This window comes from Methanomassiliicoccales archaeon (assembly GCA_035527755.1).
Classification (GTDB): Archaea; Thermoplasmatota; Thermoplasmata; order Methanomassiliicoccales; family UBA472; genus UBA472.
The window spans coordinates 61,502-73,590 of sequence record DATKZX010000007.1 but is presented as its reverse complement, the minus strand read 5'-3'; the positions used below and the strand labels follow the sequence as shown (position 1 = coordinate 73,590).

The window sequence follows — 12,089 nt, the reverse complement described above, 5'->3', positions numbered from 1 at the left end:
ATGATCACCGGTCCGTCTCTCCTATGCACATGTCCATCACACCCATGATGGACGGGACATCTGAAATCTTGTGGCCCAGTAGCATTTCCGGGGCCGCCGATAAATTAACGTAATTGGGTGATCGCACCTTCAGGCGATACGGTCTATCAGTACCGTCACTGACCACGTACATAAGCGATTCGCCCCTTGGGTCCTCCACCCGGCAGGTGGCCGTTCCCTTCGGAGGGCATCTGGGCACCTTGACCCGAACTGGACCCTTTGGCATTTCCGCGAAACACTGGCGAACGATCTTGGCGCTTTCCCTCATCTCATCTATGCGGACGCGGTAACGGGACCAGCAATCACCGTCCGTCGCCGTGCACACCTCGAAATCAAGGTCCTCGTATACTTCATAGGGGTCGTGGCGGCGGAGATCCAGATCCACCCCGCTTCCGCGTAGGTTAGGACCGGTCAGACCCAGGTTCATGGCCTTCTCAGCGCCAATTTTGCCGATTCCCACGGTCCTCATGCGGAAGGCTTGGTTCTCATCGGTAAGGGCTTCGATCTCGCGCAGGCGGGTCTCGAATAGGTCCAGGGCGCGGTTGATATCGCGCTCGAAATTCATTGGGATGTCGTTCCTGACCCCGCCGATGCGTGGATAGTTGTAGGTCATACGAGCCCCGCTCAGGTCCACCATACGGTCAAGGAACACCTCCCTTTCCCTTAGGCTCCAAATAAGTATCGTGTAACTTCCCAGATCAGTACCAAGCGCCATCAGCCAAAGTAGGTGGGAGATTATGCGTTGTATTTCCAAGCAGGCCGTACGGATGTATTTAGCCCTCTCAGGAACCTCGATGTTGAACATCTTCTCAGCGGTCAAACAATATACATGGCTCCATGAAAAGGATGAACCGTAGCAAAGACGGTCGGCCAGGGGCACGATCTGAGGATATGTCCGGTTCTCCACCATCTTTTCCCAACCTCGGTGGAGGTAACCCACTATTGGCTCAGCCGCGGTGATTGTCTCCCCGTCTAGCCTCACTCTTAGATTCCACAGACCATGGTTGAAAGGGTGCTGGGGACCCATATTGACCCACATCTCATCAGACATTTCAGACCCTCCTTCCGACCTGGAAATCCTTCCTCAACGGATGGAACTTGAACTCATCGGGGAGCATGATGCGGCGCAGGTCGGGATGTCCTTTGAACACCACGCCCATTAGATCGAACGCTTCCCTCTCGTGCCAATTCGCCCCTCCCCACAATGGGGTTATGGAATCTACCGTGGGATCATCGCGCGGCAGGTCCACCAGGACCTCGGCCATGATGTGGTTTGTGTAAGAGGAGATATTATAGACAATAGTAAAATGGTCCAAGTAATCAACGGGGGTTACGCACGTATTGTGCTCGAAGGACAGCTCATCCTTCATGAACGTGAATATGTCCAGTAGGTCCTCTCTTTTCACTTTGAAGGTTATCCTGCGTGGAGCGACCTCGATCCCCTCCATCTCAGGGAATTTTGACCTGATGGCATTGGCCACCTCTTCCTCGGACTTGTCAGGCTTGTCGTAAACAATTACTTTCATCAGGGCACCTCAGTCATCCAGGAAGCTTCCGCGGTTCTCTGCGGTGATCTTTCGGTTTAGTTTCAAGAACCCGTCGATCAATGCATCTGGGCGGGGAGGGCAGCCCGGAATGTAGATATCCACTGGAATGAACGTGTCCACACCTTGTATGACATTATACGCGTCATACCAAGGACCGCCCGATATTGAGCATTCCCCCATCGCTATGACCCATTTAGGGGCAGGCATCTGTTCATACAGTGCCTTCAGGGAGGGGCGTATCTTTGATGAGATCCAACCGTTGAGCAATAGTACATCGGACTGCCTCGGTGATGACCTATAAATGATACCCAACCTTTCGGCATCGAAACGGGCACCGGATGATGCGGCCATCTCCAAGGCGCAACATGCGATTCCGAAGTGCAATGGATAAACGGAATTTCTCTGTCCCCACGACCAAATAGGGGCGGTCAGTTTGTCTATGGCCTTCTTGCCCCCTGTGGCCACGGCAGTCTCGCGGATGAAGTTCTTGGTCATATCCCCGAACTGCTTGGCTGACATGGTCATGGCCTGGATTGACAGGTCTATATCCACAATATCCTCTCCTTCTTCAGTGTATAGAAAACGCCTGCGAGCAAGATGATCAGGAACGTGACCGCGAAGATCTTCGCGGTTTCGGAGAGGTCGGAAAAGGACATGGCCCAAATCAGGAGAATGACGGTAACGATGTCAAAGGCCACGAACATAATGGCGTAAATATAGAATTGAACATGAAATTGAATCTGGGCCACTCCGATGGGCCTTTCACCGCACTCGTAGGTGGTATCTCTCAGCTCAGCGTGCTTGGTGGGTCGAAAAAGTTTCCCCATGAAAATGGCGATGAAGGGAACCAACAACGCAACCAGCGCAAATATTGCTACCGGGAAATAGTCGTCTACGAGCATTGTAGGTGGATAATGCTTCCTTTATTTATACTTTTGAGATTGAAGGCGGTCAATTGTGAACCATTTTTATGCATGACCAGCTAGTAATATAATCATGTAAAGATAATAATAAAAAATTGCCTATTATTTGAAAAAGATAATGATGAGCTATTAATATCCTTGAAGTAAATGGATTGATGATGAGAGAGGGATCTAAAAGGATAGCTATACTTTTAGAGGATGGATACGAGGAGCTCGAGCTTTGGTATCCTTACTACCGATTGATCGAGGCGGGGTTCCAACCAGTGCTTGTAAGCCCCGAGGTTCGATCGTACAAAGGAAAACATGGTTACGAGGCCTCGGCCACGGTCTCAGCCGCGGAGGCCGATACCCATACGTTCCAAGGATTGATCGTTCCGGGAGGTCATGCCCCGGACCACCTAAGGCGTTATCCAGCTGTCGTAGAACTGGTCAGGGGCATCTTCGACCAGGGTAAGATGTTGGCTTCGATTTGCCACGGTGGTTCGTTGCTTATCTCGGCCAACGTGGTCAAGGGACGTAAGGTGACCTCGTTCTTTTCCATAGAGGTGGATCTTATCAATGCCGGTGCAAGGTACTTGGACAGAGAGGTGGTAGTTGACGATAACCTGATCACCTCTCGCCGCCCGGACGATCTTCCAGCGTTCATGAGGGAGGTGCTGGTCTTCCTGAAAGCCCATCGCTCCGAATTGGATTGAACCAAATTTGATTAATACATCAGTAATAATAGAGGTGGAACTGCCATTGGCGGGTGAGAATTTGAAGATCGGATTCGTTGGCGCGGGTAACATGGCCGAGGCCATGATGAAGGGGATCATCTCAGCAGGTATGACCCAAGCGGAGGACATCACGGCGAGCGAGATAATGCCGGGGCGGAGAGATTATATCACTAAGACGGTTGGCGTCCGAACGGTCTCGGACAACATCGAGGTCATTCGTTCCTCGGACGTAGTTATCCTTGCAGTGAAACCACAGCATATGGGACCGGTACTGGAAGAGCTAAAACCGTACTTGACCGGAGCACATCTCCTAATATCAATAGCTGCCGGGGTCAGGATCTCGTTCATTGAAACCCATCTCAACTTGGGCGTTCGCGTGGTTCGTGTGATGCCTAACCAACCCTGCCTAGTGGGTGCCTCAGCCTCCGGCTTCGCTTTGGGACGTTCAGCGAAGAAGGAGGACAAGGAGACGGTCCAGAGCATACTGAACTCAGTAGGATTAGCTTTCTGCCTGGATGAGCGCCTCCTGGATGCGGTGACCGGCCTAAGTGGCAGTGGTCCAGCTTACATCTACATGGTCATAGAGGCCATGGCCGATGGAGGCGTGCTCGCAGGCTTGCCCAGGGATGTGGCCCTGCAGTTGGCCGCCCAGACGGTACTGGGCGCGGGCAAGACATATCTGGAGACGCGGAAGCACCCCGGAGAGCTCAAGGACCTGGTAACCTCCCCCGGAGGCACGACCATTGAAGGGTTGAGGGTCCTGGAAGAGGCAGCGGTGCGCGGTGCCTTCATCGACGCGGTGGAGGCCGGAGCCAAGAGGAGCGAGGAACTAGGTGGAAAGAGCTGATCATCTTCGTCTTGTGGTCCTCAACGAAGAACCACATATGGGGCAGTCAGCGTGCTGCTCCTTGAACACCTTACCACAGCCGGTGCAGAGATAGTTCCAGCGGATCACCTTTGTTATCCCCTTCATGTTCATGGGAAGATATTCGACCTTTAGCACCGTGGCCAGATTTTGGATGGAATAATCGTCAGTAATTATCTTGGCCTCCAGCTCGAGTGCCAGCGCCAGTACCTCTATATCCACTGGTGATAATCGGGCGGTATCCCCGGTGCCCTTGGCCGCCTGCTTCACTATGCTGATGGTCCGAGAGGTGGCCTGAGAGACCTTGAGCATAGGAAGAAGGTGATCTGCCCGACGGTCCTTGTACTTCTCCAGTTCGGCCAGTACCCCATCGGTGATGAATGCCTCCCAATCCGAAGGAACCTGCTCCAAGCCGAAAAGGGCCGACGTGTCGAGAACCACCTTCACAGACCGGGTGATTGTTAAAGGAGGTAGATAAAATTGCCTTGACAGTAATTCAGTCGTTCATGTTAAATATCACAGTATGATAAACGAGCTTAGATGTCAGAGATAGCAGTTGACAAAAACGTCATCGATTTCATCAACCAGTCTGGAAACGATTTCCGCATTTGCACTTCCTGCTCTGGTCCGGTCATGTTGCCAGTGGCCTTGAAATCACCCAAATCCAGCGATATCATCATCAAGATAGGGGAGAACACCCTATACATCTCCCGTGTGCAGGCGAGGTATATCCATAAGGTCACCACCGATATGATCTATGACCCCGCGGTGGGGCTGTCCTGCAACTACTATCCAGGCCTCTAAATTCTGACCGCCAATTCTGCCGAGCGGAGGGCCATGGCATCCAGGTCGACCTTGGCCTCCTCGACCATTATATCGGGCACCGAAGCGTTGGTAATGACCCGACCGGGTACGGCGGTACAATCCTTGTTGCCGTCGCTCTGTATTGATATCTCATATGTACCGATCATTTTAGCCAGGTGTTCGATCTCCAACTTATCCAGACCGATCAGGGGACGCAGCACCGGGAACTCAAGACCATGCTGCTCCGCCCTGATGTTGTTCAACGTCTGGGAAGCTACTTGACCAAGCGAATCTCCCATCACGATCGCTTCCGCGCCCACCCTCCGGCCCAACGCCTGGGCCGTCCTGAGCATCAGGCGCTTGCAAAGCACGCATTGATAGGAGCTCTGGCATTTCTGCATGTTGATCGCCTGGTTCTCGCCGTGAGGCGCCGAGTACAATTCCAGGTCCTGCCCGGTGACCTGCCGCAGCCTTTGGGCCAGCTGATGGACCTTTTGCACCGATAGGTCGCTGCTGTAGGGACGATTGTCCATGTGCAACAAGCACACCTCGGCCCCCCTCATGGCCATTAGATAAGCAGCAACTGGGGAGTCGATCCCGCCTGATAACAAGGCTATGAGTTTCATATCGTTCAATTATTGAATCGTGGGACCTCGGAGGCCCCGCTAAGAAGAAGATCGGACATGTCGTCCTCTTCATCGTCGTCGCTCTCCACGACCAGGGATACTAAGAGGTCTATCAGACCCTTCATCTGCCGGATCTCCTCCTTGAGGTTTCTGATCTCCCGGGCCAGATCGGCGTTGGAATCGGGCAAGGCCCGTCCTCCTCACAGTTTCTCGGTGAGGATGGTCTTGACATCACCGTAGTCGTCCGCGATCTTGCGGGACTCGTGCACCTCGCACAGATCGCAGTACAAACCCTTATCGGTTCGTCGCAACTGTGAACGGCATACCTGACACAGGGACTTGACCACCCCGAAATGAGGGCTAGTGGTGTTCAATTGAATGGACGGTTTGACCTGGACCACCCTCGCCCGAATAATATCACTGGGGCGGTATTCTCGTCCAACGTCCTGCACGTAATCCTGGGATATCTTAGAGACGTGGATGGTACCATTGGTGTCCCCGGATACGCCCCGAGACCTGCCTTCCACCATTACGACCTCGCAGATGGCCATGGCCGCCCGCACGTCGGTCACCTCACAAAACACGGAATCACCTATGGCCAGAAATGCCATTGGATTCTCCGCCTTAACACTGACGGTCTTCTCTCCGTCATTGATATTCAGATCACCGGTCAATGCGGAGTATACTATACCGTCCTCCTCGTATGTGCCTTCGGCAGGGAGGTACTCCTCGGCCACTGCCACCTCGTCACCTGGTAAAACCTTTTTCTTGACACTCATTCGAATACACCTAATTTGAGAATGCAGAATAGCGTGACGTCGACATCCTTCTTCGCCTTGCTATGGAATTCGAACATATAAGGAATCCCGAATTTATACCTTTTTAGCACCTCCGCAGTGAACCCCTCCCGGGCCACATAACGCTGGACGAACGCCTCGGTCTGGCTAAGATGCAGGGAATAGATCACAGGGGCGCAGTGCATGGCAGTACTGAGAAATGGCCGGTCCGCCCCTTTTCTCTGCGCACCGAAAGGAGGGTTCATGATCACCGTGTCCGCCTTTTCCGAGAAGACATCCACATCTGCCTGTCGAATATCGATCTCCACGCCAGCTTTGACAGCGTTAGCCTTGGCCTGTTCCAATGCTATTGGGTCCTTATCCACCCCGACCACCGATGACGCGCCCAACAATGCAGCCCCTATCCCCAGAAGACCGGTGCCACAGCCCAGGTCAAGCACCTTCCGTCCTTCTATGTGCCCACGGGCCAGAGCTCCGAACAACATCTCGGCAGCGATGACCGCGGGGGTGGAATACTGCTCCAATTCGGGCTTAGGACTTTGGAACCTGTCCAAAGACTGCAACAATATCTCCAGGTCCTTACGTCTCATTGCCGATCGCCTCGCTCGTACACTGACCGCTTGTCCTGACAGTATACCGTTCCGATCACTGGTTCATTCCCAGGTTCAGAAAGTCAGCACTGGTAAGGATGCCCACGATGGCCCCCTTGCGGGAGACCAATATGGCCTCCTCTCTTTGCAGATGGAATGACGCCAGGTCGATGGGAGTGTCCTCGCTCAAAATGGGGAACGGAGCGTCCATGATCTCCTCGATATGGGTTCGCATGACCTCCTCGTATGTTTTCTTCTTGGTCTTGGTCTGTTCGATGGTGTAATCCCTTATGGCGTCGTCGGTGACGCCTCCGACGATCCTATCGCCAACGATAACAGGCAACTGAGTGAAACGCCCCTTCATCATCCTCTCCACCGCCTCGCCCACGTTCTGGTCAGGGGTGACGAATATCACACCTCGGGTCGCCAGGTCCCCAACGGTCAGCTGGGTCCCGGAGCGCACGCCTTCCACCTTGCGTCTCCTTATGACCTCCTCGAAGGCCGCCAATATCTTGCGCACGTTGCTGTAGGAAGGGTCGATGGTCCCTCTCTCGATCTTGGCTATCAGAGACTGGCTAACCCCAGCCAACCCGGCCAGCTCTCGCTGGGACAGGTTCAATCTTTTTCTCATCTGCCGTATCTTGTCCAAATCGGGAAGTTGCGGCACCAGGGCGGTCCTAGACGATGTCATTGAGGCCTCACCTTGCTCAGATGGATTTCATTAACGACAATCATATTATTATCATTTTCCAGCATCGCGGCGTATATATTCAAAGGAATCAAGGATGAGTAGATTACGTATTAGACAAAATGACTGTTAATAATGATTATTCTAGGGCAATTTCATTTTTACGGACGATAAACATCGATGTATAGACAAATAATTTACGAATATCGTAATAATAACCATAAAAAACCGATTACCTTGGTAACACCTAAATATGATCACAATTTTAGTAGCTTTTACTGATATTCAATAGTCAAAATAAAAACTGAATAATAGATGATACATAGTAATAAACATGGCATGAATTGATGAATGACCGTTAATAAAGGTCAAATATAAGGGCATCCACGTGTCGATTGAAGGTCCGCGCGATGCCCTTGACATGATATAAGGAGAGGAAACCGAATGAGTGAAGAGAGTTGCGGTCCCGGCCGAACCGATAGGCGCGGGATGCCAGTACGAACCCAGAACTACGCCGCCTCCAGGCCACCTGACTGGCAAGGACAGCTGGGTGGCTGTGGCATAGCCTCATGCATATCGTTGAAAGGGGATATGATCGGAGGAGATCGCATCGCTCGCATGCTCACGATCATGGAAGAGAGGGAAAATGGACTGGGGGCAGGCTACGCTTGCTACGGCCTGTTCCCTGAGCGCAAGGAACAGTACTGCCTGCAGTTCTTCTTCGATGATGAAGAGGGGAAGAGGAACGTTGAGGAGTTCCTAAAGGACCGCCTGGAGATAACATATGATGAGAGGGTCTTCACTCGCGAGCGCACCACCATCGCTCCACCTCACCCGAATGTCTGGAGGTATTTCGTCGAAGTTCCGGAGAAGAGGGAATGGAGAGGGGCGCGCGACCTCAGTGAGGAGGATTACCTCATCGAGCTGGTAATGCACATCAATGAAAAAGCGAACAAGGCGTTCTGCGTCTCCAGCGGCAAGGATATGGCGGTGTTCAAGGGAAACGGGTACTCCTACGAGATAGCGGAGTTCTACGATCTGGAACGCTACTCGGGAAACATGTGGCTCTCACATTCGCGCTTCCCAACGAACTCACCTGCCTGGTGGGCCGGGGCCCATCCCCTGTCGTTGCTTGACTGGGGCGTTTGCCACAACGGTGAGATAACCTCCTATGGTGTCAACCGTAAACTTGTGGAGATGAACGGTTACCGTTGCACTGTGCAGACCGATACTGAAGTGGTCACCTATATGTGGGACCTGCTGGTACGAAGGAACGGCCTACCGATCGAGGTGGCCGCGTTCATTATGGCCCCGTGGACCTTCAAGGACATCACCTCGTTGTCCCCGGAGCATCAGCGACTGGCGGAATGGTTGCGCATCACCTATCGTGAGGCGTTCCTGAACGGACCGTTCAGCATCATCGTGGGTCGCAGCCAGCCAGATATCACCTTGATCGCATTGGCGGACCGCAAGAAGCTGAGGCCGCTCATCGCCGGAATTTCTCCTGATGAGGGCACCGCCTACTGCGCCAGCGAGGAATGTGCGATTCGCATAGTGGACCCGGAGGCGAACACCTGGGCACCTAACGCGGGAAATCCTTTCGTGGCCTCGGTAGGCAAGGGAATCCTGCGCCGGGGCACGGAGCATCCATTCCTGGGGGTGAAGATCTGAACGACGTTCCGAGAACGAACCGGCGTACGGACCACCGCCTGCCAGAGAGGTTCGTGCCCACCATCAACTACGACCTGTGCCGGGTGTGCAAGCGTTGCATCAACGATTGCAGCTACCAGGCCCTGGAGTTCAAAGAGTCCAAGGTGGTGCCAGCCGGAGGCTGTGTGGCTTGCGGCCGCTGCCTATCGGTCTGCCCGGCCAACTGCATAGAGATCCGAACAGTGCCCCCCCAGTTCGCCCCCCACGGCAACTGGTCCGAAAGGAGTCGACGGTCGATAATGGCCCAGGCCAACTCCGGGGGTGTTCTGCTTTCCTCTTGCGGTGCGGACGACGAACAACCCAGCATATTCGACGAAATACTGTTGGATGCGGCGCAGGTCACCAACCCTTCCATCGATCCGCTGAGGGAACCGGTGGAGACGGTGACCTATCTGGGCCGTCGCCCCGGTCGGCTTGAGGTGTGCGATGGGAAGATAGTGATCAATGAGGGCGACACCCCGCTGATACGCATGGACATGCCCTTGATGTTCGGACACATCTCGTTGGGGGCCATAAGCTACAATGCGCAGAAGGCCCTCTTCATGGCTGCCAAGGAGCTGAACATCGTGGCCGGCAGCGGAGAAGGTGGTCTGCATCCGGACTTTTACCAGTATGCGGACCGCATCTGCTCAGAGGTGGCCTCTGGTCGCTTCGGTATCAAACCGGAATATCTGAAAGGGGTGGCGGCGGTGGAGATCAAGATCGGGCAAGGCGCAAAGCCTGGCCACGGTGGGCATCTTCCTGGGGAAAAGGTCACCACCATGATCTCAGAGACCAGGATGATCCCGCGCGGCACCGATGCATTATCGCCCTACCCTCATCACGACATCTATAGCATAGAGGACCTGGCTCAGCTTATTTCCGTGCTCAAGGAGAGCACCGAGTATCGCCTGCCAGTGGGGGTCAAGATCGCCGCCGTGCATAACGTGGGTGCGATCGCCTCCGGAATAGTACGAGCAGGGGCGGATTTCCTGACGGTCGACGGGTACAAGGGTGGTACCGGAGCCGCACCCAGGGTCATCAGGGACCATGCGGGATTGCCGATCGAGGTGGCCATAGCCGCTGTCGACCGCCGGTTGACCCAGGAGGGCCTGAGGAACCGGGTCACCGTCTGCGCCGGAGGCGGCATTCGCTCCTCGGCCGACATGATCAAAGTATTGGCCCTGGGAGCGGATGTGGCAATGGTCTCCACATCGGCCATGATCGCCATGGGCTGCACCGTATGCCAGCAATGCCATCGAGGTCTGTGCTCCTGGGGGATAGCCACCCAGCGGGACGATCTCTGCGCCCGATTGGACTCGGATATCGCCGCGGCCCGCATAGTCAGGCTGTTCCGGGCCTGGAACGAGGAACTGAGAGAAGTGTTGGGAGCCATGGGGATCGATGCCGTGGAGAGCCTGGTGGGCAACCGAGACCGTTTACGCTATCGTGGTCCGAACCCCAAGATAGCGGAAGTGCTGGGGGTCAAGCACATCGGGGAGGGGTGGGGATGAAGATCAACACCTGCAAACCGAGAGGACATACCAGCGATTGTGACTGCGGTATAGATTGCCTTAGCTGGCATGAGAATGGGGCGGTCATAGACCTGGGACTGTCCGCACAAAGACCGATGCACTTCACCTCACTGAACTGCGTCATGCGCAAGGTCATGCGCAAGGAATGCAAGCATATCGTGCTCAAGAATGTGATGGGGCAGAGATACCTGGCCTCCACCGCTACCGCCAAGGACCTTTATATCGCCATATACGGCACTCCCGGCAACGACCTGGGCGCGTTCCTTAACGGACCGACCATCGAGGTCTTCGGAAACGCCCAGGACATGACCGGGAACACGATGAACTCTGGTCGCATCATCATTCATGGCAACGCCTGGGATGTCACCGGATTGGCCGCACGCGGTGGCAGGATCTTGGTGCGAGGGGATACTGGCTACCGGGTGGGCATACATATGAAGGAGTTCGGTGAGTCCCATCCTTGCCTGGTCATCGGTGGCACGGCCAAGGACTACCTCGGCGAGTATATGGCCGGCGGGACCATTCTGGTGTTGGGACTGGAGCATGAGGGATCGCCCATCGGACGCAACATCGGAGCAGGAATGCACGGTGGTCGAATATTCGTTCACGGGAAGGTCGTGCCGGAGCAGCTCGGACCGGGCACCACCATATCGGAGCTGACACCAGAGGACGTGACGGAGATCAAGGAACTCCTAGCGGACTTTCAGTCGACCTTTGGGATAGATGTGCCGTGCGATTGGAAAGAATGTGTAAAGATCTCGCCTAGCTCTAGTCGTCCGTTCTCCGGGTATTACGATAAGACCAACATCTAGTTGCCCGGAAGTCTGTTGGCAGAGCTCATGACCATTCGCAGCTCGATATCCTCGAGCCCGATCGGCAGCACCTTATTGGTGAGGGTATGCTCCAAACTGGATGAATCGCGGACCTGCAGTCTGATCATGATCCTGCGTGGACCGCTGATCTGCAGCACCTCCTTGACCTCCTCCACCTCCTTGAGCTTCCGGAGTTCTTCCGGTGATACATCTGGACGAAGATTTGCCAATAGGATCGCGTCCGCCATGATGCCCATCCTCTCGTTGTTGACCACAGCGAAGTAACCCAGTATTATATCGCTGTCCTCCATTCTGCGTATGCGGTCCCTCACCGTGGAAGGGGAGCGCTTGAGCTTGGCGGCGATATCGTTGTGCGTCATCCTGCTGTCGTCCACTAAAAGCTGTAGGATGCGCCGGTTCATTGCGTCAACCACAGGCATGTCAGTACTTCAAACGCC

At 54.4% G+C, this 12,089-nt stretch carries 17 protein-coding genes; 6 read left to right on the top strand and 11 right to left on the bottom strand.

Features of this window, described 5'->3' with window-relative positions; translation table 11 throughout:
- Positions 1 to 4: 4 nt before the first annotated feature.
- Genes VMW85_03000 through VMW85_02985 form a run of 4 tightly spaced genes read right to left on the bottom strand, consistent with a single transcriptional unit; the run spans position 5 to position 2,488 of the window.
- Positions 5 to 1,090, bottom strand: a complete 1,086-nt coding sequence (locus tag VMW85_03000) for an NADH-quinone oxidoreductase subunit D (protein HUT27001.1) — start codon at positions 1,088 to 1,090, stop codon at positions 5 to 7.
- Between the two features lies 1 nt (position 1,091).
- On the bottom strand, positions 1,092 to 1,565 hold the full coding sequence (locus VMW85_02995) for an NADH-quinone oxidoreductase subunit C (protein ID HUT27000.1): 474 nt from the start codon (positions 1,563 to 1,565) through the stop codon (positions 1,092 to 1,094).
- 9 nt (positions 1,566 to 1,574) lie between these two features.
- On the bottom strand, positions 1,575 to 2,138 hold the full coding sequence (gene nuoB / locus VMW85_02990; GenBank protein ID HUT26999.1) for an NADH-quinone oxidoreductase subunit NuoB: 564 nt from the start codon (positions 2,136 to 2,138) through the stop codon (positions 1,575 to 1,577).
- Positions 2,129 to 2,488 carry an NADH-quinone oxidoreductase subunit A gene (locus VMW85_02985; GenBank protein HUT26998.1) on the bottom strand — a complete coding sequence of 120 codons (360 nt, stop codon included), beginning with the start codon at positions 2,486 to 2,488 and terminating at the stop codon, positions 2,129 to 2,131. The genes nuoB and VMW85_02985 overlap by 10 nt, the downstream gene beginning before the upstream one ends.
- 176 nt (positions 2,489 to 2,664) lie before the next feature.
- On the opposite strand from VMW85_02985, the gene VMW85_02980 reads away from it, so the two are divergent.
- Together VMW85_02980 and proC are read left to right on the top strand one after the other, a co-directional pair.
- Positions 2,665 to 3,204 (top strand): type 1 glutamine amidotransferase domain-containing protein, encoded by a 540-nt coding sequence (locus VMW85_02980; protein HUT26997.1) that lies wholly within the window; start codon positions 2,665 to 2,667, stop codon positions 3,202 to 3,204.
- Positions 3,205 to 3,238: 34 nt separating this feature from the next.
- Positions 3,239 to 4,072, top strand: coding sequence for a pyrroline-5-carboxylate reductase (gene proC, locus VMW85_02975; protein HUT26996.1), 834 nt, complete (start codon positions 3,239 to 3,241; stop codon positions 4,070 to 4,072).
- Here the strand turns inward: proC and VMW85_02970 are convergent, their stop codons facing one another.
- Positions 4,073 to 4,537, bottom strand: coding sequence for a nucleic acid-binding protein (locus VMW85_02970; GenBank protein HUT26995.1), 465 nt, complete (start codon positions 4,535 to 4,537; stop codon positions 4,073 to 4,075).
- 93 nt (positions 4,538 to 4,630) lie between these two features.
- Between VMW85_02970 and VMW85_02965 the strand changes: the two genes are divergently transcribed.
- Complete coding sequence (locus tag VMW85_02965; protein ID HUT26994.1) at positions 4,631 to 4,894, top strand: hypothetical protein; 264 nt, start codon at positions 4,631 to 4,633, stop codon at positions 4,892 to 4,894.
- On the opposite strand, the gene VMW85_02960 is transcribed toward VMW85_02965, so the two are convergent.
- From VMW85_02960 to VMW85_02940, 5 genes are read right to left on the bottom strand one after another with little or no spacing between them, the layout of a single operon-like run.
- The gene (locus VMW85_02960) at positions 4,891 to 5,520 is read right to left on the bottom strand and encodes a tRNA 4-thiouridine(8) synthase ThiI (GenBank protein ID HUT26993.1); all 630 of its coding nucleotides are present in this window, start codon (positions 5,518 to 5,520) and stop codon (positions 4,891 to 4,893) included. The genes VMW85_02965 and VMW85_02960 overlap by 4 nt on opposite strands.
- A gap of 5 nt (positions 5,521 to 5,525) precedes the next feature.
- Positions 5,526 to 5,708, bottom strand: a complete 183-nt coding sequence (locus tag VMW85_02955) for a hypothetical protein (protein HUT26992.1) — start codon at positions 5,706 to 5,708, stop codon at positions 5,526 to 5,528.
- A gap of 12 nt (positions 5,709 to 5,720) precedes the next feature.
- Entirely contained in the window at positions 5,721 to 6,299 is a 579-nt protein-coding gene (locus VMW85_02950) for an exosome complex RNA-binding protein Csl4 (GenBank protein HUT26991.1), read from the bottom strand.
- A complete protein-coding gene (locus VMW85_02945) occupies positions 6,296 to 6,907 on the bottom strand; it encodes an METTL5 family protein (protein ID HUT26990.1) in 612 nt (203 codons plus the stop codon). Before VMW85_02945 ends, VMW85_02950 begins: the two co-directional genes overlap by 4 nt.
- A 55-nt stretch (positions 6,908 to 6,962) precedes the next feature.
- Positions 6,963 to 7,598, bottom strand: a complete 636-nt coding sequence (locus VMW85_02940; protein ID HUT26989.1) for a CBS domain-containing protein — start codon at positions 7,596 to 7,598, stop codon at positions 6,963 to 6,965.
- A 441-nt stretch (positions 7,599 to 8,039) separates the two neighbouring features.
- Here VMW85_02940 and VMW85_02935 point away from each other — a divergent pair, with 441 nt between their 5' ends.
- The 3 genes from VMW85_02935 to VMW85_02925 are packed head-to-tail and all read left to right on the top strand — an operon-like array spanning position 8,040 to position 11,631.
- Positions 8,040 to 9,266: a hypothetical protein gene (locus VMW85_02935; GenBank protein HUT26988.1), complete on the top strand. Its 1,227-nt coding sequence runs from the start codon at positions 8,040 to 8,042 to the stop codon at positions 9,264 to 9,266.
- Positions 9,267 to 9,319: 53 nt separating this feature from the next.
- The gene (locus tag VMW85_02930) at positions 9,320 to 10,798 is read left to right on the top strand and encodes a glutamate synthase-related protein (protein ID HUT26987.1); all 1,479 of its coding nucleotides are present in this window, start codon (positions 9,320 to 9,322) and stop codon (positions 10,796 to 10,798) included.
- On the top strand, positions 10,795 to 11,631 hold the full coding sequence (locus VMW85_02925; protein HUT26986.1) for a hypothetical protein: 837 nt from the start codon (positions 10,795 to 10,797) through the stop codon (positions 11,629 to 11,631). Before VMW85_02930 ends, VMW85_02925 begins: the two co-directional genes overlap by 4 nt.
- Here VMW85_02925 and VMW85_02920 read toward each other — a convergent pair.
- On the bottom strand, positions 11,628 to 12,053 hold the full coding sequence (locus tag VMW85_02920) for an Lrp/AsnC family transcriptional regulator (protein ID HUT26985.1): 426 nt from the start codon (positions 12,051 to 12,053) through the stop codon (positions 11,628 to 11,630). The two genes, VMW85_02925 and VMW85_02920, sit on opposite strands and share 4 nt — an antisense overlap.
- Positions 12,054 to 12,089 lie beyond the last annotated feature (36 nt).

Excerpts from the sequence above, each read along its gene's own strand:
- VMW85_02985 (HUT26998.1), bottom strand. The coding sequence starts at position 2,488 with ATGCTCGTAGACGACTATTTCCCGGTAGCAATATTTGCGCTGGTTGCG.
- VMW85_02960 (HUT26993.1), bottom strand. The coding sequence starts at position 5,520 with ATGAAACTCATAGCCTTGTTATCAGGCGGGATCGACTCCCCAGTTGCT.
- VMW85_02980 (HUT26997.1), top strand. The coding sequence starts at position 2,665 with ATGATGAGAGAGGGATCTAAAAGGATAGCTATACTTTTAGAGGATGGA.
- VMW85_02995 (HUT27000.1), bottom strand. The coding sequence starts at position 1,565 with ATGAAAGTAATTGTTTACGACAAGCCTGACAAGTCCGAGGAAGAGGTG.
- VMW85_02925 (HUT26986.1), top strand. The coding sequence starts at position 10,795 with ATGAAGATCAACACCTGCAAACCGAGAGGACATACCAGCGATTGTGAC.
- VMW85_02950 (HUT26991.1), bottom strand. The coding sequence starts at position 6,299 with ATGAGTGTCAAGAAAAAGGTTTTACCAGGTGACGAGGTGGCAGTGGCC.
- VMW85_03000 (HUT27001.1), bottom strand. The coding sequence starts at position 1,090 with ATGTCTGATGAGATGTGGGTCAATATGGGTCCCCAGCACCCTTTCAAC.
- VMW85_02945 (HUT26990.1), bottom strand. The coding sequence starts at position 6,907 with ATGAGACGTAAGGACCTGGAGATATTGTTGCAGTCTTTGGACAGGTTC.
- VMW85_02935 (HUT26988.1), top strand. The coding sequence starts at position 8,040 with ATGAGTGAAGAGAGTTGCGGTCCCGGCCGAACCGATAGGCGCGGGATG.
- VMW85_02920 (HUT26985.1), bottom strand. The coding sequence starts at position 12,053 with ATGAACCGGCGCATCCTACAGCTTTTAGTGGACGACAGCAGGATGACG.
- VMW85_02940 (HUT26989.1), bottom strand. The coding sequence starts at position 7,598 with ATGACATCGTCTAGGACCGCCCTGGTGCCGCAACTTCCCGATTTGGAC.
- VMW85_02965 (HUT26994.1), top strand. The coding sequence starts at position 4,631 with ATGTCAGAGATAGCAGTTGACAAAAACGTCATCGATTTCATCAACCAG.